We start from the raw sequence: 20,201 nt of genomic DNA on the forward strand, positions 1-20,201 counted from the left end.
TTGAGGAGAACTTTCGCGATACCAAGAGCGAGTACTACGGCTTCGGTCTAGAGCGCGCCCGCTCACGCTCGACAGAGCGCTATTCGGTTCTACTACTAGTCAATGCGCTGGCCGTTTTTGTCGCTTGGTTGTTCGGGAAGGCTGCTCGGTCTAAGGGAATTGACCGAGGCTACCAAGCCAATACCATCCGTTCCCGAGCCGTCCTGTCCTGCGTCTTCCTGGGGCTGCGAGTGATCTCGCGGGGCGACATTCAGATGACAACTACAAAGCTACGACAAATCAGGACAATCTTCCGGGGTCCAGAATTAGCCGTGTCTTCGTGAAATTCGTGGGGATCCTTCAGGGTCCGACCCCGCTCTTTTTGGTTTTTATGAGCGGTGATGCTGGCACAGCATCATTGGTAACATAACACCAAGGATCTAAAACACCCCAAACATCTTCTCTTTCTTCAAATACAGATTTTGCTAATTCGCATGTGAGCCATGTATCACTAATACCCAGCATATAATCTAATCTTTTGAAATATAGTTCGTAATTAGCTGGATCATTGTACGCAAATGTCGTTGTTGGCGAAAGAAAACCACCTTTGTGATTTTCCACAATAACTTCAACGATTACACCATCGTCAGTCGGAAATGTCTCTATATTCCAAATGATATTCCCTTGATCAACAGCTAATACCATGTAAACATTGTAAAATCTACCGGCAGTTATTCCATTTTTAGTATACGAAAACTCATAGTCATTACCATCTGATAAATTAAATAGCTCTTCAGATGCACTAATTATTTGTTGTTGATTAAAACCAAAATATTCTTTAGTGGAAAATTTCAAAAACTCATCACGTGTTACTCTTTCTTGTTGGACCGCACACCCTGAAGCGGTAGTAATTAAGATACATATTATTACGAATCTCAAACTAAAACCTCCTTTTAAAATGTCCGCGTTTTTTACACTAAAGCTACGGAGCGCCCGCGTAGCTCAAACTTCCGTAAGCCCTTGATTAGGAATAAGCAAATACCTTTATGCCACAGGGTCAACATTGACGGCTGTTCCGGTGGCCACAAGAAAGAGCATTGACTTCCCACCGCCAGATATTTCACTATAATCCAAGTCGACCCCTATTACTGCATTCGCACCCAACATTAGCGCTTCCCTTCTTAGCTCCATAAGGCATATACGTCTTGCGTCCCTCAAAACCTTTTGGGAAGCAGCGCTCCTGCCACCAAACAAGTCACGCATTCCAGAGAAAAAGTCCCGAAACAAGTTCATCCCAAATACACATTCTGAGCTAATAACATCAAATCTTCGAGTTACGCTGTAACCTTGCATAACTGCTTCCGTTGTTACAATGATTTTATCTGATAAGGACTCGATCTCTGTAACTGATAATTTAGAATAATCACCAGTTCGCTTCGCCTCATTTACTTTCGCTTCAGAAGCTGCCTTTTGGTCTTTTACATATTGAGTTCGTACACCTTCAAGGCTCACTCCGCAAAAGGCGCAAACTGATTCAGTATGGAACGTCTCTTTGTCGCATTTCGGGCAAATTAAAAAATCATCCATCGTAGCTCCAAACGAAATTCTTATTTCTTATGTGAATGGCGGCCAATTCAAAATGACGGCATGGTCTACATTGGTTGGATTCGAACACGTCGTTCGGGTCGATCCGAACCCAGGTGCTTAGCGTCTTGCGCTTCTTTTTCCCGGGCTAACGTTAGGTTTTTTCTCGGTATGTAACTGCCATTGCCATAAGTTGAGGTTCATGCTGTCCCTTGAAAACTAACTAATACTGTTGATTTTCTTGTGTGGATAGGCGGTCGCTCGCCGCAAAACCGCCGAAAATCGGTGATGGCAAGAACGTGGTTGGCACCAAGGAACCAAGTTGGGTTCCGGTGGTGCGCAGTCCGGTAGACGCGCCGGCGAAATAGAGAAGTCGATGTATTGAGCGAACGGGCCGAATGGGTTCAGCTTTGCGTGGGGCGTGACGACGACAGCCTGGTCGATGTTGGCCGGCCGGTGTAGTGGATGTCTGATGTCGGGTCCGGGAGCGGCTGCCATGGCGATATCCGTCTCTTCGTCTTTGCGACGCTTCGGTTCCGGTGGCGTCTGGTAAAGGATGACATTATCGGTTAGGCGGAGGTATGGCAAGTTGGGCGATGGATATTCCGAAGGGTGTCAACCGGTCGGGGGGGGCGCTCGGGGGTCAATCAGTTTGGGAAAAATGAGCGTGGACTTCTGAGAGCCGACTCTGGCTCGAACCTGCTTTCAGGCTTGAATCGTTGGGAATCCATCATTTGAATGGCGGAGAGGGAGGGATTCGAACCCTCGGTACCGGTTAGGGTACACACACTTTCCAGGCGTGCTCCTTCGACCGCTCGGACACCTCTCCAATCATGACTTCCTGCCGGGGCGTCGCGCTTGGCAGCGTTCCGGAGTTCGGAATAACAGACCCGCCCGTGGAAGACGCGAAAGGTTAAACCAGATGGATGGCTGACGCAAGGCCACCCGCCCTACCCTAAACTGAATCCGTCGATCAGGCCCCGAACTTCTTCAGACGGCCGGCATTGGCCAGTGCCAGTCCCATGAGGTGCAGGCCGGGACGAAGCCCGAGGCTACCGGTCGCACAGGCCGTTTCATCGAAGTGCTGGGTGGCGTCGATGCGGGCGTATTGGGAACGAATCAGGGTCGGGACGGGGTGCCAGCTGTGGCGCCCCATCACCGCCGGGGTCGAATGGTCGGATGTGATGACGAGCACATCCGGGTCGATGGCCAGCACGCGAGGTAACAGACGGTCCACTTCTTCAATGACAGCCACCTTGGCCACCCAGTCGCCATCCTCACCCGCCTTGTCGGTGCCTTTTACGTGCAGGAAAAACAGGTCGATGTCTTCATCGTGATACCGCTGCTGCAGGGCTTTGAACATGGCTTCGACACTTTCGGGGCGGGGCCCCAACTTCATTCCCAACAGGCGGGAGACCCCGCGGTACATCGGATATTGCGCCAGGCAGAGGCCGCGCAGTCCGAAACGCTGCTGGATGGACGGAAGGGGTGAATAGCGCTGAAAGCCCCGCAACAACAGGGTATTGGCCGGTTCTCCGGCAAGCGCCCGATGGGCCTGCTCCAGAAAACGATTGACCAGTTCGACGGTTCGGCGCGAGCCCTCATCCTGCGCCTGCGGCGGCAATGGTTCACGGCCGGTCGCCTGCGGATCGGTATCGGTCAGTTCGCCGCCAAGCCCTTCCCCGCGCAGCACAAGCACGGCCCGATGCTCGCTGACGGTTTCCAGGTAGAGCTCACCGTCAAATTCCAGCTCGAGGGAGTCCAGCACCTTTTTGCAGAGACGACGGTTCACGTCGGAGTCCAGGCGTCCTGCGCGCCGATCCACCACCTTTCCCGCTTCACTCGTGGCGAAATTGACCCGGGCGGCCACATCCCCTTCCCGTAGCTCGAAATCGACGCCCAGTGCCGAAAGGACTCCGCGTCCGATGCGGTAGCGGAGCGGATCGTAACCGAACATGGCCAGATGACCCGGTCCGCTGCCGGGCGTGATCCCCGGCCCGACCGGCTCCATGAGACCCGTTTCGGAGGCCGATGCGATGCGGTCGAGATTGGGTGTTCGTGCCCCCTGAAGCGCCGTGCGGACCGTAAACGGGTCCGCCAGGCCGCCGCCGCCGTCGAGGACCAGATAGACGATCTTTCCACCGCCCTGAACCAGATCCTCCCAAACATCACTGATGTCGCCATGTTCCGTCATTCGGCACCTGAGCGTTTTATGCGGTTTCCCTACTGCAAAAGGTCCGTGTCCTTACCATAGCCGGCGATGGAGGGTCGGGCACAGCCGGCGCTGCATGGAAGGATAAACCTGTGACGAATCCACCAGCCAGGGAAAGACCCAGTAATTTACTTGACATTTATCGACTCGCCCGCAAAGATGTATTGGCAATACATCTTACGGGGAGAAGATTTCATGATGCAGGAAACGGCGTGGCTCATCACCACGGTCTCAATCGCAACCCTCGCGGCCGTATTTATCTGGGTGATCACCCGCTCGCGTGAGCGAACCGAGTACGGAGCCATCCAGCAGTCCGGCTACCGCTGGAGGAAGCGGCTGTTCGTAGCGCTCGCCGCAGCCGGTATTCCGCTGATGGGAGTCACTCTGATGAAAATGCCCTATGCCGCCGCCACAAACGCCGACGCGCAGGCGCTGCACGTCGACGCCATGGGTTATCAGTGGTACTGGGAAATCAGCGAATCAGAGGCGCAGGTCGGTCAAACCGTGGTGTTTCGGGTCGAAAGCGCCGATGTAAACCACGGCTTCGGTATCTACGACGAGTCCATGCGCCTGGTTGCCCAGACCCAGGCGATGCCGGGCTATACCAATGAACTGGTCCACGTCTTCGACCAACCCGGCACCTACCAGATCCTCTGCCTCGAATATTGCGGCGTAGCCCACCACCAGATGAAAGCCGAATTCCAGGTGCTGACGAATCAAGAAGAAGGGGGAGCATGATGTCCAACGCAAACGAGAGCGGGAATATCCAATCGGCCCAACCGCTCGTGAACATCTACGTCGCAGTCAGCGCCGTCGTACTGCTATTGATGATGATCGTGGGTCTGGTCATGCGTCTCGCTCAGGGCGAGGTGCTGGATATCTCACCGGGTTTCTTCTACCAGCTACTCACCGTCCACGGTGCCGGCATGGTCGGTATCGCTGCCTTGGGTTCAGCGGCGATCATGTGGTACTTCGCGAGCCGTTATCTCGACCTGTCGCGGACCCTGTTCGTTGCGAATCTGCTCCTGTTCCTGGTGGGCGTGGTGATGATCCTGGGAAGCATTCTGGGCGGCGGTTTCGCTGCCGGCTGGACGTTTCTCTATCCGCTGCCGGCCAAGGGCATGGGACTCTGGGGCACGGGAGCGGCAGCGCTGTTCCTCGGCGGTCTGCTGCTGATCGGCACCGGCTTTCTCATCCTTCACCTCGATTTCGCGCGCGCCATCACCCGCCAGTACGGAAGCCTGGGACAGGGGCTGGGCTGGCCCCAGCTGTTTGGCCGCGATTCGGGTGAGGCGCCGCCCCCGACGGTGGTCGCCAGTACCATGGTCACCATCGTGAATATCCTGGGGATTACCGCCGGTGCGGCGATTCTGGTCATGACGCTGGTCAACCTCTACGTGCCCGCCTTCACCATCGATCCCCTGCTCGCCAAGAACCTGATCTACTTCTTCGGGCACGTGTTTATCAACGCGACCATCTATATGGCCATCATCGCGGTCTACGAGATCCTGCCGCTCTATGCCAAACGGCCCTGGAAACCCAACAAGGCCTTCCTGGCGGCCTGGACCGCATCCACCATCATGGTCTTGATTGTCTATCCGCACCATCTGCTAATGGACTTTTCGATGCCCACCTGGATGATGGTCATGGGGCAGGTCATCTCCTATACCAGCGGGCTTCCGGTACTGGTCGTAACCACTTTCGGTGCCCTGATGCTCATCTACCGGTCGGGCATGCGCTGGGATGTGACCTCCAGCCTGCTGGTGCTCTCCGTATTCGGATGGGCCGCCGGGGTGATTCCCGCCATCGTCGACGCCACCATCAGCGTCAACATGGTGATGCACAATACGCTCTGGGTACCCGGCCACTTCCACTTCTACCTGCTCATCGGCGTAGCCTCCATGCTGTTCGGGTTCATGCATTTCCTCGGGAAAGAGAGCGTGGAACAGGAGGACCGCTGGTTCAGTCGCTGGGCGTTTTGGGGCTTCATGTTCGGCTCGCTGGGCTTCGTGTTCATGTTCCTTTACTCGGGTGCGAACAGCGTGCCGCGCCGGTTTGCGGAACACCTGCCCCAGTGGGTCCCCTACGATCAGATTGCCTCTGCCTTTGTGGCCGTGGTGGTCACCTCGGTACTGGTCTTTGCGCTGCAGTTTCTGGCACGGCTGTTCGCAACCAGACCGGTGGCATTGGCAACCGAAGTGAACTGATGCGAACCGCTCTGGCAACCTTCCTTGTGCTGCTGACCGGAGTCGGAATGCTCTGGACAGCCACGGACGGGGCGCGTGCCTTCACCACCGAGGGTGCGCGCCGCCTGGACATCCGTGAATCCCCCCGCCCGGTTCCTGCGCTGATACTGCAGGACCACACCGGCAGCCGGTTCGGTCTTGAACGGTTCCGCGGGAGCTGGGTGGTACTGGATTTCATCTACACCCGCTGCGCCGATCTCTGCATCACTGCCGGCAACACGCTGAGCGAGATTCGCGATGGGCTGCCCGATAAGCGGCTGGGCCGGGATGTGTCCCTGCTGAGCATCAGTTTTGATCCGACCCATGACCAATTGCCGCAGCTGGAATATTACGCCAGACGCTACCGCGCCCATGCCGATCACTGGTCGATTGCCCGGACTTCCGAACCCGACCGGTTACCGGCGTTGCTGGATACCTTCGGGGTAACCGTGATTCCCGACGGGTGGGGCGGCTATGAGCACAACGCGGCGATGTATGTAATCGATCCCGGCGGCCGTCTGGTTGCCATTTTCGACTACGACGACCCATCAGCCGTGCTCGTGTTTCTGGAGGGCCGCCCATGAAACAGATGAACGGAGGCCTGTTGCTTTTCGGGATACTGGCACTTCCACCGATACGCCATGCCTTCGAGCAGACCATGGCGGGCCACATGCTGCTGCAGATCCCTCTCCTGGTCCTCAGCGGCGTCTGGATCGGGCGGGGATTACCTCCCGGGACGCGGAAAGCTTTGCAGGCGATGAACGGGTACGGCGTAACCGGACTGGCCCTGGTGGTGATCACCGCCCTCTTCTGGATGCTGCCCCGCCACCTGGATGCCGCCCTGGAAGGGACGGCGTACGAGATCGGGAAATTCCTTTCACTACCACTCCTGGTCGGCATCCCGCTCCAGTTGAGCTGGCGCCGTTTGACGGCGATCGGCCGTGGACTCGTCTGGAGCAACCTGATCGCGATGCTGTGGGTGCTCTCCTGGCTCTATCTCAGTGCACCGGTTCGGGTCTGCAACAACTATCGTATCGATGAGCAGGCGCTGGTCGGTCAGATTCTGTTGCTGCTCGGCTTTGTGGTCGCGACGGCATTGACTGTTCGTGCGTTCATCCCTTCACGGCCGTCTGGCCTTGCAGCGCGGCCGCTGCCGCCATCAACAGCTTCGGCCCTGAGGAAAACATGATGCAACCGCACGCCAGGAAGAGCGCTACAGGGTCAGCCGGCTGGGGTGTCGATTCGAAGCAGGCTCTTCAGCCGGGTGCGTCGGGATTGAATCAGATCCTGCAGACTGTAACTGTCCAACACTGCAAGAAAGGCGTCCCGCGCCTCGTCCAATACCCCCCGCAAACCGCAGGCGGCAACGATCGGACAGCCCGGTTTGGCACAATCGATGATGTCGAGATTCCCCTCCATCAACCGCACCACCACACCGACGTTGATCTCGACGGGGTCGCGACCGAGCTCAATCCCGCCCCCGTGTCCCCGGACCGTGCGAACCAACCCGGCGCGACCCAGTTCATGCACCACCTTCATGAGGTGGTTGCGGGAAACGGCGTACGCCTCTGCAATCTCGGAGATGGTTGCCAGCCGTTCCGGCTGGCTGCCCAGATACATCAAAACGCGCAGGGCGTAGTCCGTATGGCGTGTCAGGTTCATAAAGGCGGGCTCCACTCGTATCGCCAAGATGCATTACAAATACTAATTATCAGTCTATTAGGTTTGCCATTCACCGACCACCACCCGGAGTAAAAGAGATGCACCAGGAGATCTCCAGAAGCGATATCGTCAGGGCCAGATCACCGCATGAACTTTTCCTGATCAATCTGATATTCAATCATGTGTTTCTGCTCATTGCAGCGCTGATGGCGACCTCCCTGCGGGGCACGGTGCTCATCGTACCCATCGTGTCGGCAGCGATCCTCGGGTACACCATCTGGCGGGCCAGGCGGTCGCAGGATCGGGATCCGTGGTTCGTTGTCTGTCACTGGCAGATCGCTGCGAAACGAAGCGTGTTCTTCGCGGTCATGTGGGTAGTAGCGGGGGCCGTTATCCTGGGACTGCTGGCGATATCAGGCGGTGATCTGAAACCGGGCCATTATGCGGTCGGTGGGGTCTTCGGAGTTCCGGTGATGGGTACCATGTTGGTACTGATTATCATGGAGTCGGAGGCCATGCAGCAGGCCAGTAACGGCACGCTTCCCAAATGGGCCCTCGAGCGCTATCCACGCCAGGAGGTGATTGCAGAGCAGCCGGAATCCGCGTCACCTCGATAAGGCAGAGCAGCGTCGGTGCTGAAGGAACGCACCCCCTGCCCCACCAGAACAGACAGGTGCATTCCGGCGCGAGAAGGAAGATTTTGATAATATCCGGCAATTATTGCCTCACAGTTGCCGCGGATGACTTCCAGCATTACTGACCCTCCTTTTTCAGCCACCCCCATCGGTATCGCCTGATGAGGCATTCCGCAGCCAAGCGTGTGCCGCAAAAAGCCGTGTGGATTCTCGCGCTGCTTTTGCCCGTTGCCCCGGCCGTCGCCGCCGATGGAAACACCCCCACTATCGAGGATTGCAAGGCAGAGGAAACCATCAGATTTCGCGGTGGGACGGCAAGGCTCGAAAACGACCTTTTTATCGGCAGAGACCAAAACTATACGAACGGTGTGGTATTCACCGCTGTATCCCACGACATTCCGGGCAAACTTCAAACCAGATGCCTGCCGAAACCGGTGCGGCTGCATGCAAAATTCATCCAGTCAGTAAATCCCGGTTTCTGGTCCGATGCGGGAGGCTCCGCACCCACACAAAACGTGGTCGTGAAATTTGGTCAGTCCATGTTCACGCCGGAGGACTATACCAGGACCGATTTAATTCGTGACGATCGGCCTTATGCGGGCTTGCTGTACGTCGGCATGTCGTGGAACCGCCGCAAACATGACCCAGGCAGCAATCGGGAAATGCTCGACACACGTGAGGTCACATTCGGCGTTATCGGCCCGCTAGCGCTCGCGGAAGAGTCACAGAACGTGGTCCACGATATGGTCGGCAGCGAGCGATTTGCCGGTTGGGACCATCAATTAAAGAATGAGCCGGCCCTGCAAATCGCCATGGACCGAAAATTCAGAGACTTTCGGGGGGCGGGGGCGGTTACGCCCGGATTCTCTAGCGATTTCATCCACTCACTGGGACTGCGGGTGGGCAACATCGAAACCTCCGCTACTCTGGGCGTTGAAGGGCGTATCGGCTGGAACCTGCCCAACGACTTCGGGACTTATCCGATCAGGCCGGGCGCCGAAAATCGTCCGCCCTCCGCCTCCGTCCACAGTAGCTCCGGCAATGCAGCCCGCCGCGTGCGTCCGGGTGTGCAACTCTTCGGGACGCTGGAGGCGAAGCTCGTCGCCTACGACTTTTCACTCGACGGTAACCTCTTCCGATCCAGTCACAGCGTCACTCGCCGCCCGTGGGTTGGCCAGGCTGCGGTCGGGATCAGTGTTCACGGCCTGGTGGCAGGACACGGCGTCAAATTGGCTGTAATGCGTGTTTACCGTACCGACGAATTCGAGGAACAGGACGTCAACCAGGCACACGGTTCCATAGCCCTGAGTATCGACTTCTGACCGGCGTCCGGGCTCTAGAAATGAATGCACAAACCTCTGCAGGTCGGGTTTCAGCCCGTCAAGCCCGACCGACCAATGCTGCTACGGCCCGCTCAGATAAACTCATTTGGGCTCATTTGAGCTCATTTGAGCGCTTGAAACCTGCAGCGGTGTGTTACCTTACCCAAACTACTCCCCTGACCCGCAACACAAAACATAAAAGCGACGATGGGTCACCGGCAGCGGAGATGGCACTAAGACCATCGGGAAAAGGGGCGTCTGCCACCAATAAGGAGGGTTTGCAGTGCAAAAACAGCTTCGGTCGTTCCTCACCGGTAACCTTATTAATCTGTCGGTAGCCCTAGCCGGTCTGATCCTGCTCGTCTTCGGCCTGACACTCGGCCAGAACGCGTGGCAATCCACACGGGACATCAGTCACACTAAACGCATCAACGGCGTCGTTGATGCGCTTCTGGCCGCGGCCGATGCCCAGGCGCGCGAGCGTGGCCTGACCTCGGCCCTGATCGGCAGCCGATCACCCGGCCAGATCCCGGATGAACTGGCGGCCTTGCGTGCCGAAGTGGATGCCAACTGGCAGCATGTCAACACCCAGCTCGAAATGGTTGCTACCGAACTGGCGGAAAACGGACCGAACGCAATCGCTGCCCGCACCCGGGAACTGCAGCCCGCACTAGATGCGTTTGCCGAGATCCGCGCACGGGTCGACCGTCAGCTGACCAGCGGCGGTGAACAGGTATCAATGAAGCGATGGTTCGAGGCTACCACCGAACTCAATGCCCGTGCCGCTGCGCTGCGGCTGGAGCTGATGCTCGCTACCGGTGCACCGGATGAACTGATGCGCATTAACCTCCTAATCCGCGAGAACGCCGCCCGACTGGCCGAAAATGCCGGCCAGTTACGCGGACTGCTGGCCTACTACGCCGCCAGCGGTGAACCCATGCCCGATGACCAGCTGGAGATGGCCCATTTCGCTTACCGGCTGGCCCATAGCAACCGGTCCGAACTAATGGTATCCACCAGCGAGCTGGACGGGTATCCACCGCTCGCCCAACAACTGGCTTCCCTGGATGGACAAACCAGCGACCCGGGAGCACAGATGCTGGCGGCGGCGGTCAGCGGCGATTATCCCCTCACCGCCGATCAGTGGTACCAAGTCACCACCCGTCGCATTAACCAGATCTTCGCTCTGATCTCCACCGCGTCGGCGATGGCCATAGAGCATCTGCGCGAGCGGGCACATCAGAACCAGGTGAAGCTACTAATCTATTTACTACTGGCCGCGATTGCCGTCGCACTGGCCATGCTCAGCCTCAGGCGCGTGCACACCAATGCCGAGCTGCTTTTCTTTGAGAATGAGATGCGGGAGACCATTCTTCAATCGGTGGCCGATGCGGTAATTGCCGTCGATGAAAACGGTCTCATTCGCTACCTCAATCCAATCGCACAGGACCTTACCGGATGGACCCTGGCTGAAGCGCAGGGCCAGCATTACAGTAAGGTTTTCCAGCTCTACAACCGGCTGCACACCTCGATGACCGACCCAATCGCCACCTGTATCGAGCACAATATGGTCATCGTCCTCAGCGAGGGGCACGTACTGATCAACCGTGAGGGCGCAGAGACCGCGATCGACGACTCCTGCGCACCGATCCGCAACGCTAATGGCGAGTTGGGCGGCGCCGTCGTGGTCTTCTCGAGTAAGGAGCGCGAGCGTAATTCCGACCGGATTCTGACCTACCACGCGACCCGGGATGCACTGACCGACCTCTACAACCGACGAGCCTTCGAGCGCCAGCTACGTGAACTGATCGAACACGCCCGCACCACCGGTGATTGCCACACACTGGCATTCATCGATCTGGACAACTTCAAGGCGGTCAATGATACCGGAGGCCATACTGCCGGCGATCAGATGCTGCGCCAGATTGCCTTTCTGATGAGGCGGCATGTACGCGATACCGATGTGCTGGCCCGACTTGGCGGAGATGAATTCGGCCTATTGCTGAAAAAGTGCAACGGAAAACAGGCGTTCCATGTCGTCGGTAAACTGCTGGAAGCAGTGCGCGAACTGCGTTTTCCCTGGAATGGCAATACCTTCCAGGTTGGCATGAGCGTCGGCCTGGTGGAGATTGCCGAGGACAGTCCGGTACCGGATGAAGTGGTCCGCGAAGCCGACGCTGCCTGCTATGCCGCCAAGGAGAAAGGCCGCAATCATATCCAGCTATACTCACCCGAAAATACGGAACTGACCCGCCGCCAGGGCCAGATGCAGTGGGTCAGCCGCATCACCGAAGCACTCGATGAAAACCGCTTCGTACTCTTCTGCCAGGAAGTCCGGCCACTGAAGAAACATCTGCCGCCGCATCTGGAACTACTCCTGCGCATGCGCGATCGCGACGGTGAACTGATTCCGCCCAATGCTTTCATTCCGGCAGCGGAACGGCACGGCATCATGCCCGACATTGATCGCTGGGTGGTGGAGAGCGTCAGCCGCAAAATCGGTCCGCTACTGCAAAGAGAACCGAAATTGATCATCAACATCAACCTGTCGGGTACCACCCTATCCGATCCGGACGCCACCGATCACCTGACCGACATCATTCGTCAGCACGGCATCCCGCCAGCGCGTATCTGTTTCGAAGTCACTGAAACCGCCGCCGTCGCCAACCTGGAGACCACGGCGGCGCTCATGCAACACCTGCGCCACCAGGGGTTCCATTTCGCCCTGGACGATTTCGGTGCCGGCCTGTCATCACTGACTTACCTGAAGAACCTGCCGGTGGAGATGGTCAAAATCGACGGTACTTTCGTTCGCCGTCTGCCCGATGATCCCGTAGCCGCAGCCATGATCGAGGCCATCGGCAATATCGCCGGTCTGATGGAAATATGCACCTGTGCCGAATTCGTCGAGAACGAAACCATCCTCGACCGGCTGCGTGAACTGAACATCGATTATGGCCAGGGCTATTTTTTTGGCCGCCCGTTTCCGCTTAGCGAATGGAGCAAATCCCCAAAGGAGTTGGTTTCCCCGGAGTAAAAGCTGGTATAGACAGGAAACGGAAGGGGGAACAGGAAACAGGAAACGGGAACAGGAGGGGCCGGGAACGAACCGGGCGACGCGATTGGCGGAGAGGGAGGGATTCGAACCCTCGGACGGGGGTTACCCGTCACGCGATTTCGAGTCGCGCGCTTTCGACCACTCAGCCACCTCTCCGTTCTTTTCTAACCTGCTGATCCGCACAGGTTTTGGTACAGCATGGACCTCCCTACGAAAGGGAGCCCGCTAGCTTAACGCGGATAGATTTCTGTGACAAGGCGGAAATTGGGCTATATTTGTGGTTAAATGTGACCGCGCCCACAAAACCATCCTTCCATGCTCACTGGCACCTACAAGCGTGTTGCAGCTGGCCTGCTGATGCTGCCCCTCCTCACCGGCTGTTCTTACAGCAATGAACTGGACCGGGTACTGGAAGCGGGAGAGCTGCGGGTCCTCACCCGCAATGCAGCAACCACCTACTATGAAGGTCCCGCCGGTCCGACCGGACTGGAGTACCACCTTGCTAAAGGTTTTGCCGATGAGCTGGGAGTCGAGCTGAAACTGATCACGGTTTCCAGTGTATCCGACGTGGTTTCAGAACTGCGTCAACGCCGCGCGCATTTGGCCGCTGCCGGCCTGACGATTACCAGAGAGCGTAAAAACTGGGCCCGCTTCACGCCACCTTACCAGACCATCAGTCAGCAACTGGTCTACCGGATGGGTACTGTCGACCGGCCCGACAGCATTTCGGAACTCAATGGCACACTGGAGGTGTTGGCAGACAGTTCTCATGCCGAGCGTCTGCGAGAACTAAGGAAAGCCCATCCACAACTGACCTGGATGGAAAATGGTGAGTTGGAGACTGAAGAACTGCTGATGCGGGTATCGGAAAAGGCCGCCGATTTCACGATTGCCGATTCCAACGAACTGCGCCTGAACCAGCGCTTCTATCCGGAACTACGTGCCGCCTTTGATATTTCAGACCCACAGGGACTGGCGTGGGCTTTTCCGAGGGGTCCGGACGATAGCCTCTACGACGCTGCCGTCGACTATTTCGAACGTCTCAAGGCAAATGGCAGACTTGCGCAGCTGATTGAACGCCATTACGGCCACGTCGAGAAATTCGACTACGTCGGCACCCACATGTTTATGCGCCATATCCGCGAACGGCTTCCTGATTACCGCGAATTGCTGGAGAGAGCCGCCGCAGAGAACGACCTGGATTGGCGCCTGCTCGCCGCCATGGCCTACCAGGAATCACACTGGGATCCGAAGGCAGTATCGCCAACCGGGGTACGCGGTTTCATGATGCTCACCCAGGCAACCGCACGATTCTTGGGTGTGCAGAAGCGAACCGACCTTTGGCAGAGTATCGAGGGCGGTGCCCGTTACACGCGTAAACTGATTGAACTGGTACCGGAGCGCATCGATCATCCGGATCGTGTATGGATGGCGTTGGCGGCCTACAACATCGGATATGGCCATCTGAACGACGCACGCATCATTACCCAGAGAAAGGGCGAAGATGCCGATGTCTGGAAGAACGTTAAGAAAAACCTGCCACTGTTACGCAAGCGTGCGTGGTACGAAAACACCAAACACGGCTATGCCCGCGGTAATGAGGCCGCGACTTACGTCGGGAACATCCGGAGCTACTACGACATCCTTACCTGGCTGACGGACCAGGAGAAGCCCTCTCCCGAGGAACTCCAAGCCAATTTCACCATCGCCAGTCCCGCACTCTAGGGTACTGTTGCATGCTTGGCGATACTTTCAGAGCCCGCCACATCAACGCCGCGAACGGAAAAACCGACGCAACAGATCTCCCGATTCTTCCGCCAGAATCCCCGCCGTAATGGCGGCACGATGATTCAGCTGTTCGCTCTGCAGAAGATTGAAAACGCTGCCTGCCGCGCCGGTGCGGGGATCGGCCGCACCGAAAACCACCCGTGCAATGCGCGCGTGAACCATGGCGCCGGCACACATCGGGCAAGGCTCCAGGGTGACATAAAGCGTAGTACCCGACAGGCGATAGTTGCCGACCCGCCGGGACGCATCCCGCAATGCCCGGATCTCGGCGTGTCCGGTTGGGTCGTGCTCCGCGATGGGACGGTTCCAGCCTTCACCGATGATGTTTCCATCCCGCACGATGAGCGCGCCTACCGGCACCTCCCCTTCCTCTCCCGCACGGCGGGCCAGCTTGAGGGCGTGCTCCATAAACCGGATATCGGTCTCCGCGTCACCCACCGGTTTCAGCCAGGTCACGGTCGTGCATGCCGAGTAGATAGAGAATGGCATCGAGACCGAGGGTGGTGATGGCGTGCTGGGCCTGCTCCTTGACCACCGGCTTGGCATGGAAGGCGATGCCGAGCCCGGCGATAGAGAGCATCGGGAGATCATTGGCTCCGTCACCGACGGCAATCACCTGCTCCAGTGAGATCCCCTCCTGCGCAGCCAGCTGATGCAGCAGATAGGCCTTGCGCCGGCCGTCGATGATTTCGCCTTTCACTTTCCCGGTCAGTTTACCCTGGCGGATATCCAACGGGTTGGCGAACACATAATCGATGCCCAGCTTGCGCCTCAGGTGTTCGGCAAAAAAGGTAAAGCCGCCGGAGAGAATGGCCACCTTGTATCCGAAGCGCTTCAGATTGCGGATCAGCCGTTCGGCGCCTTCGGTGATGGGCAAGCGTTCGGCGATATCACGCAGTACCGATTCATCCAGCCCTTCGAGCAGGGCCATGCGCTTTCGAAAACTGTCGGCGAAGTCCAGTTCACCGGCCATGGCGGACCGGGTGATTGCCGCAACCTCCTCCTCCACACCCGCTTCGCGTGCCAGTTCATCGATCACTTCCGCCTGAATCAGCGTCGAATCCATATCGAAGCAGACCAGTCGCCGGTTACGACGATAGATATTGTCCTCCTGAATGGCGATGTCGATCTCCAGCGCCCGGGCGGTCTCCAGGAAATGAGCGTGTAGCATCGTCAAATCCGGAACATCGCCCCGGATGGAGAGCTCTACCGAGGCGATGCGCTTCTCTTCAGGCCGGCGCAGGGAAATACGGCCAGTCAGGCGAGTGATGTTGTCGATATTGAGTCCGTGGTGTGCCACCACCTCCGCCACCCGGGCCAGATGACGGGAACTGATCTGACGGCCCAGCAGGGTGACGATATGGCGCGACTGCCCCTGGGCCGCAACCCACTGTTCGTAGTCCTCTTCACTGACCGGCGTAAAGCGGACATTGAGGTCCAGTTCATGGGCCTTGAGCAACAGGTCCTTGAATACCAGGCAGCCGCCTGCGTCCCGGGGCAGCTCGATCAACATCCCAAGCGATACAGTATCGTGGATCACTGACTGCCCGACATCCAGGATCGTGACGTTGTAATTCGCAAGACAGCCGGTCAGGGCCGCGGTAATCCCCGGCCGGTCAGGTCCTACTACAGTAACCAGGACGACTTCACTCATAGAGGCGGTGGTTAGTTGTTAGTTACTAGTGGCGAGTGGCGAGTGGCGAGTTACCCACCGCGGTCATTGCGAGGAGCCCAAGCGACGAAGCAATCTCACTCTCAAACCAGGTTGTCGCATGGCCCAGGCTCCTCCTGAAGAACTCAACGTCGCTACACCAAATGTAGGATGGGGTGAGCCTGCGAACCCCATCGAGCGCGTGCCGAATCGCAACTCCGAACGCGATACACTCAGGGTAGCGATGGGGTTCGTTTTACTCACCCCATCCTACGGTACAACGTGCGTTCTCACCCTTGAATTTCGAAACACGGGGAACACGGCGCACGGGGAGAAAAAACCGAACAACTTGTTTTACCCCGTGGTCCCCGTGCACCCCGTGGTTACCAGAGAGGACTCGCAATCCACTTGTTTTTCCTCGCCACTGCGGTCATTCCCATTCGATAGTGCCCGGGGGCTTGCCGGTAACGTCATAGACCACCCGTGAGATGCCGTTGATCTCGTTGACGATGCGTCGCGAGACGTGATCGAGGAAGTCGTAGGGCAGGTGTGCCCAGCGGGCGGTCATGAAATCGATAGTCTCCACGGCGCGCATGGCCACCACGTATTCATAGCGGCGGCCGTCGCCGGTGACACCCACCGATTTGACCGGCAGGAAGACGCAGAACGCCTGGGACGTCTTATCGTAGAGATCCTGCTTGCGCAGCTCTTCGATGAAGATGTGGTCAGCCAGGCGCAGGATATCCGCGTACTCCTTTTTGACTTCACCGAGAATGCGCACCCCAAGCCCCGGTCCGGGAAAGGGATGGCGGTAGACCATGTCGGCAGGCAGGCCGAGTTCGACCCCGATCTTGCGTACTTCGTCCTTGAACAGTTCACGCAGCGGTTCCAGGAGCTTGAGATTCATCTCCTCCGGCAGTCCGCCCACGTTGTGGTGCGATTTGATCACATGGGCCTTACCGCTCTTTGCCCCGGCGGATTCAATGACGTCCGGATAGATAGTCCCCTGGGCGAGCCACGCCACGCGCTCGAGCTTCCCGGCCTCCTCATCAAAGACATCGATAAAGGTATTGCCGATGATCTTTCGCTTCTGCTCGGGGTCGGTCACGCCTTTCAACCGGGAGAGAAAACGCTCTTCGGCATCAACCCGGATCACCCGCACACCCATGTGCTCGGCGAAGGTGGCCATCACCTGATCGCCCTCCTGGTGACGCAACAGGCCGTTGTCTACAAACACACAGATAAGTTGATCGCCGATGGCTTTGTGGAGCAGCGCAGCCACCACCGATGAATCGACCCCACCGGAAAGACCCAGCAGGACCTGCTCGTCGCCGACCGATTCCAGAACCCAACCGATAGCGTCTTCGATAATATTGCCCGGCGTCCAGTCGGCAGAGCAACCGCAGATATCGTGCAGAAAACGATTGATAATGCGCTGGCCCTGCCTGGTATGCGTCACCTCCGGGTGAAACTGCACGCCGTAGAAGTGTCGCTCTTCATCGGCAATGCCGGCGACAGGAGCGCTATCAGTGGAGGCCATCAGCTTGAAACCGGGCGGCAGATCGATGACCCGGTCACCATGACTCATCCAGACATCTAACAGGCCGTAACCCTCGGGGCTGGTGTGGTCCTCAATATCCTTGAGCAGGGCAGTATGTCCGCGGGCCCGGACCTGGGCATAACCATATTCATGGTGATCCGAGGATTCCACCACGCCGCCCAGTTGTGCCGCCATGGTCTGCATGCCGTAGCAGATCCCCAGCACCGGGACTCCGAGTTCAAAAACCGCCTGCGGGGCCCGCGGCGTTTCGGCTGCGGTCACCGTCTCGGGGCCGCCGGAGAGGATGACCCCGTCGGGCGCAAAGGTGCGGACCGCCTCGTCCTCCATATCGAACGGGTGCAGCTCACAATAGACCCCGGCCTCTCGCACCCTGCGGGCGATAAGCTGGGTGTACTGGGAGCCGAAGTCGAGGATGAGGATACGATGGGAATGGATGTCCACGGACATGAGTTCTCTCTGGATCGAATACTTGGAAGGCCCGGCCGGCCTCTTTTGATGGGCGGAAACCGGCTAAACCACTAATGATCGAGGAAACGTGGACACCGTGCAACTTTTCCCAATACCGCCGGACCGGGAATCCGCCTTCGAGGCATTTGGCGTCACGGGTTATTGCGCCGGGGCGGCTCTCCTACCAAGGACAGCGCAGGCACATTCCCGGTAGGAGGCGCGCCCTCGCGGCGATTGGCATCACGGAGTATCGCGCCGGGGCGGCCCTCCTACCAAGCACAGCGGAGGCACACTCCCGGTAGGAGGCGCGCCCTCGCGGCGATAGGCATCACGGAGTATCGCGCCGGGGCGGCCCTCCTACCGAGCACAGCGCAGGCACACTCCCGTAGGAGGCGCGCCCTCGCGGCGATTGGCATCGCTGGGCTATCGCGCCGGGGGCGGCCCTCCTACCGAGGACAGCGGCGGCACATTCCCGGTAGGAGGCGCGCCCTCGCGGCGATGGACTCATGGACACTCGCGGCCCGACCGGAAGGACAGGATTCAACCCGGACAGCCGGGCACGGAACCGGTATAATGACCGACCTTTTCAGTACGTATTTGGGGAGCAGCACCTCGTGAAACGCATCGGAGCACATGTCAAGACCGTTGGCGGCGTGGACAAGGCGCCGCACAATGCCCGGGCCATCGGCGCCAAAGCCTTTGCACTGTTCACCAAGAACCAGCGACAGTGGCAAGCCAAGCCGTATACGAAAGAGACCATCACCGCCTTCAAGGCCAATCTGGAGGAGGTGGGCATCGCCCCGGAGCACGTATTGCCCCACGACAGCTACCTCATCAATCTCGGCCATCCGGAGAGTGAAGCGCGGGAGAAGTCCTGCCTTGCATTCCTTGACGAGATGCAGCGTTGTGAACAATTGGGCCTGCCACTGCTTAATTTCCACCCCGGTAGCCATCTCCGTAAGATTTCCGAGGAGGAGTGCCTGAGTCTCGTGGCCGAATCCATCAACTGGGCCCTGGACCGGACCGAGAGCGTGATTGCCGTCATCGAGAACACCGCCGGACAGGGCAGCAATCTCGGTTATCGCTTCGAACACCTGGCTGCCATCATTGATCAGGTCGAGGATAAATCCCGCGTCGGCGTCTGCCTGGATACGTGCCACACTTTCACCGCCGGCTATGACCTGCGCACGCCGGAGGCGTGCGACACCACGTTTGCTGAATTCGAACGACTGGTGGGCTTCAAATACCTGCGCGGCATGCACCTCAATGACAGCAAACCGGATCTCGGCTCCCGGGTCGACCGGCACCACTCCATCGGCCAGGGAAAAATCGGACTGGAGGCGTTTCGCTATATTATGAGGGACCCGCGCTTCGATGAGATCCCGATGGTGCTGGAGACCATTGACGACACCATCTGGCCGGAAGAGATCGAGCTACTCTATTCGCTGGAGCACGAGACGGAGACGGCCTGATAGGGCCGGCAACGGAGGCACATTCCCGGTAGGAGGCGCGCCCTCGCGGCGATTGGCATCAAGGGTTAACAGCGCCGGGAGCGGCCATCCTACCAAGGACAGTGCAGGCACATTCCCGGTAGGAGGCGCGCCCTCGCGACAATCGGCGTCACGGATTATCGCGCCGGGGGCGGCCCTCCTACCAAGGACAGCGCAGGCACATTCCCGGTAGGAGGCGCGCCCTCGCGGCGATTTTTTATCACCACCCGACGATAACCGCATTCGTCCGGCGCGGACTCGGTCCGCCAGAATCCCCAGGAGAAAACCATGCCGACTTTGCCCCGAGATGCCGAGACCAATCTGGTACAGGAACACTACGCCGTGATCTATACTCCGCGGCGTTCGCGCAACCGGTTTCCCGAAAACTGCGTAGAGCTGAAAGAGAGCGCCGAAGAGGCAGCGACTTCTGCCGACCCGGACAGCGGCAGGCATCCGGCCAAGGTACTTGGCCCCTCCCGTTCCTCGGAAGGCTTCCGCCTCTACTACCTCGTCCATTGGCTATAGATCCGCGAATAACGCGGAGAGCACAGGGTTCGGAAACTCGCCGACATAAGTCGGCATTTCCA

At 58.3% G+C, this 20,201-nt stretch carries 17 protein-coding genes, 2 tRNA genes and 1 pseudogene; 11 read left to right on the top strand and 9 right to left on the bottom strand.

Translation table 11 applies throughout. The annotated features are described in order from the left end of the window. A pseudogene (locus tag BLP65_RS17045) lies at positions 1-323 on the top strand (IS4 family transposase); the annotation flags it as partial. A 16-nt stretch (positions 324-339) separates the two neighbouring features. On the opposite strand, the gene BLP65_RS16555 reads toward BLP65_RS17045, so the two are convergent. From BLP65_RS16555 to BLP65_RS00020, 4 genes are all read right to left on the bottom strand, one after another. After that, positions 340-918, bottom strand: coding sequence for a hypothetical protein (locus BLP65_RS16555; RefSeq protein ID WP_139181388.1), 579 nt, complete (start codon positions 916-918; stop codon positions 340-342). Between the two features lie 105 nt (positions 919-1,023). Continuing rightward, positions 1,024-1,566 carry a heavy metal-binding domain-containing protein gene (locus BLP65_RS17270; RefSeq protein WP_092991363.1) on the bottom strand — a complete coding sequence of 181 codons (543 nt, stop codon included), beginning with the start codon at positions 1,564-1,566 and terminating at the stop codon, positions 1,024-1,026. A gap of 736 nt (positions 1,567-2,302) precedes the next feature. After that, positions 2,303-2,392 (bottom strand) — tRNA-Ser (locus BLP65_RS00015). 144 nt (positions 2,393-2,536) lie between these two features. Continuing rightward, complete coding sequence (locus tag BLP65_RS00020) at positions 2,537-3,757, bottom strand: 2,3-bisphosphoglycerate-independent phosphoglycerate mutase (RefSeq protein WP_092991365.1); 1,221 nt, start codon at positions 3,755-3,757, stop codon at positions 2,537-2,539. 213 nt (positions 3,758-3,970) lie between these two features. On the opposite strand from BLP65_RS00020, the gene BLP65_RS00025 reads away from it, so the two are divergent. The 4 genes from BLP65_RS00025 to BLP65_RS00040 are packed head-to-tail and all read left to right on the top strand — an operon-like array spanning position 3,971 to position 7,189. Then, positions 3,971-4,513, top strand: coding sequence for a cupredoxin domain-containing protein (locus BLP65_RS00025; RefSeq protein ID WP_245688187.1), 543 nt, complete (start codon positions 3,971-3,973; stop codon positions 4,511-4,513). Further along, on the top strand, positions 4,510-5,982 hold the full coding sequence (locus BLP65_RS00030; RefSeq protein ID WP_092991367.1) for a cbb3-type cytochrome c oxidase subunit I: 1,473 nt from the start codon (positions 4,510-4,512) through the stop codon (positions 5,980-5,982). The genes BLP65_RS00025 and BLP65_RS00030 overlap by 4 nt, the downstream gene beginning before the upstream one ends. Beyond that, positions 5,982-6,584 (top strand): SCO family protein, encoded by a 603-nt coding sequence (locus tag BLP65_RS00035; RefSeq protein ID WP_092991369.1) that lies wholly within the window; start codon positions 5,982-5,984, stop codon positions 6,582-6,584. Before BLP65_RS00030 ends, BLP65_RS00035 begins: the two co-directional genes overlap by 1 nt. After that, positions 6,581-7,189, top strand: a complete 609-nt coding sequence (locus tag BLP65_RS00040) for a hypothetical protein (protein WP_092991371.1) — start codon at positions 6,581-6,583, stop codon at positions 7,187-7,189. The genes BLP65_RS00035 and BLP65_RS00040 overlap by 4 nt, the downstream gene beginning before the upstream one ends. A 32-nt stretch (positions 7,190-7,221) precedes the next feature. On the opposite strand, the gene BLP65_RS00045 is transcribed toward BLP65_RS00040, so the two are convergent. Continuing rightward, entirely contained in the window at positions 7,222-7,662 is a 441-nt protein-coding gene (locus BLP65_RS00045) for an Rrf2 family transcriptional regulator (RefSeq protein WP_092991373.1), read from the bottom strand. Between the two features lie 98 nt (positions 7,663-7,760). Between BLP65_RS00045 and BLP65_RS00050 the strand changes: the two genes are divergently transcribed. The 3 genes from BLP65_RS00050 to BLP65_RS00060 all read left to right on the top strand — a co-directional run bounded on the left by BLP65_RS00050 (position 7,761) and on the right by BLP65_RS00060 (position 12,656). After that, entirely contained in the window at positions 7,761-8,279 is a 519-nt protein-coding gene (locus tag BLP65_RS00050; protein ID WP_092991375.1) for a hypothetical protein, read from the top strand. A 179-nt stretch (positions 8,280-8,458) separates the two neighbouring features. Beyond that, complete coding sequence (locus tag BLP65_RS00055) at positions 8,459-9,619, top strand: lipid A deacylase LpxR family protein (RefSeq protein ID WP_092991377.1); 1,161 nt, start codon at positions 8,459-8,461, stop codon at positions 9,617-9,619. A gap of 283 nt (positions 9,620-9,902) precedes the next feature. Beyond that, the gene (locus BLP65_RS00060; RefSeq protein WP_092991379.1) at positions 9,903-12,656 is read left to right on the top strand and encodes an EAL domain-containing protein; all 2,754 of its coding nucleotides are present in this window, start codon (positions 9,903-9,905) and stop codon (positions 12,654-12,656) included. Positions 12,657-12,742: 86 nt separating this feature from the next. On the opposite strand, the gene BLP65_RS00065 is transcribed toward BLP65_RS00060, so the two are convergent. Further along, positions 12,743-12,833: transfer RNA gene (locus tag BLP65_RS00065), tRNA-Ser, on the bottom strand. A gap of 159 nt (positions 12,834-12,992) precedes the next feature. Between BLP65_RS00065 and mltF the strand changes: the two genes are divergently transcribed. Beyond that, a complete protein-coding gene (mltF, locus tag BLP65_RS00070) occupies positions 12,993-14,402 on the top strand; it encodes a membrane-bound lytic murein transglycosylase MltF (protein WP_092991381.1) in 1,410 nt (469 codons plus the stop codon). Between the two features lie 42 nt (positions 14,403-14,444). On the opposite strand, the gene tadA is transcribed toward mltF, so the two are convergent. The 3 genes from tadA to guaA all read right to left on the bottom strand — a co-directional run bounded on the left by tadA (position 14,445) and on the right by guaA (position 18,124). Next, positions 14,445-14,912, bottom strand: coding sequence for a tRNA adenosine(34) deaminase TadA (tadA, locus tag BLP65_RS00075; RefSeq protein WP_281180141.1), 468 nt, complete (start codon positions 14,910-14,912; stop codon positions 14,445-14,447). Next, a complete protein-coding gene (gene serB, locus BLP65_RS00080; RefSeq protein WP_092991383.1) occupies positions 14,896-16,119 on the bottom strand; it encodes a phosphoserine phosphatase SerB in 1,224 nt (407 codons plus the stop codon). Before serB ends, tadA begins: the two co-directional genes overlap by 17 nt. Positions 16,120-16,546: 427 nt before the next feature. Continuing rightward, a complete protein-coding gene (gene guaA, locus BLP65_RS00085) occupies positions 16,547-18,124 on the bottom strand; it encodes a glutamine-hydrolyzing GMP synthase (RefSeq protein WP_175452379.1) in 1,578 nt (525 codons plus the stop codon). A 614-nt stretch (positions 18,125-18,738) separates the two neighbouring features. Between guaA and nfo the strand changes: the two genes are divergently transcribed. Together nfo and BLP65_RS00095 are read left to right on the top strand one after the other, a co-directional pair. After that, the gene (gene nfo, locus BLP65_RS00090) at positions 18,739-19,596 is read left to right on the top strand and encodes a deoxyribonuclease IV (RefSeq protein ID WP_217631855.1); all 858 of its coding nucleotides are present in this window, start codon (positions 18,739-18,741) and stop codon (positions 19,594-19,596) included. Positions 19,597-19,902: 306 nt separating this feature from the next. After that, a complete protein-coding gene (locus tag BLP65_RS00095) occupies positions 19,903-20,139 on the top strand; it encodes a hypothetical protein (RefSeq protein WP_092991387.1) in 237 nt (78 codons plus the stop codon). Positions 20,140-20,201: the final 62 nt, after the last annotated feature.

The organism is Thiohalomonas denitrificans (assembly GCF_900102855.1).
Classification (GTDB): Bacteria; Pseudomonadota; Gammaproteobacteria; order Thiohalomonadales; family Thiohalomonadaceae; genus Thiohalomonas; species Thiohalomonas denitrificans.

What these genes read in the sequence shown, in the direction of transcription:
- BLP65_RS17270 (WP_092991363.1), bottom strand. Translation starts at nt 1,566, where the DNA reads ATGGATGATTTTTTAATTTGCCCGAAATGCGACAAAGAGACGTTCCAT.
- BLP65_RS00020 (WP_092991365.1), bottom strand. Translation starts at nt 3,757, where the DNA reads ATGACGGAACATGGCGACATCAGTGATGTTTGGGAGGATCTGGTTCAG.
- BLP65_RS00025 (WP_245688187.1), top strand. Translation starts at nt 3,971, where the DNA reads ATGATGCAGGAAACGGCGTGGCTCATCACCACGGTCTCAATCGCAACC.
- BLP65_RS00030 (WP_092991367.1), top strand. Translation starts at nt 4,510, where the DNA reads ATGATGTCCAACGCAAACGAGAGCGGGAATATCCAATCGGCCCAACCG.
- BLP65_RS00035 (WP_092991369.1), top strand. Translation starts at nt 5,982, where the DNA reads ATGCGAACCGCTCTGGCAACCTTCCTTGTGCTGCTGACCGGAGTCGGA.
- BLP65_RS00040 (WP_092991371.1), top strand. Translation starts at nt 6,581, where the DNA reads ATGAAACAGATGAACGGAGGCCTGTTGCTTTTCGGGATACTGGCACTT.
- BLP65_RS00045 (WP_092991373.1), bottom strand. Translation starts at nt 7,662, where the DNA reads ATGAACCTGACACGCCATACGGACTACGCCCTGCGCGTTTTGATGTAT.
- BLP65_RS00050 (WP_092991375.1), top strand. Translation starts at nt 7,761, where the DNA reads ATGCACCAGGAGATCTCCAGAAGCGATATCGTCAGGGCCAGATCACCG.
- BLP65_RS00055 (WP_092991377.1), top strand. Translation starts at nt 8,459, where the DNA reads ATGAGGCATTCCGCAGCCAAGCGTGTGCCGCAAAAAGCCGTGTGGATT.
- mltF (WP_092991381.1), top strand. Translation starts at nt 12,993, where the DNA reads ATGCTCACTGGCACCTACAAGCGTGTTGCAGCTGGCCTGCTGATGCTG.
- serB (WP_092991383.1), bottom strand. Translation starts at nt 16,119, where the DNA reads ATGAGTGAAGTCGTCCTGGTTACTGTAGTAGGACCTGACCGGCCGGGG.
- guaA (WP_175452379.1), bottom strand. Translation starts at nt 18,124, where the DNA reads ATGTCCGTGGACATCCATTCCCATCGTATCCTCATCCTCGACTTCGGC.
- BLP65_RS00095 (WP_092991387.1), top strand. Translation starts at nt 19,903, where the DNA reads ATGCCGACTTTGCCCCGAGATGCCGAGACCAATCTGGTACAGGAACAC.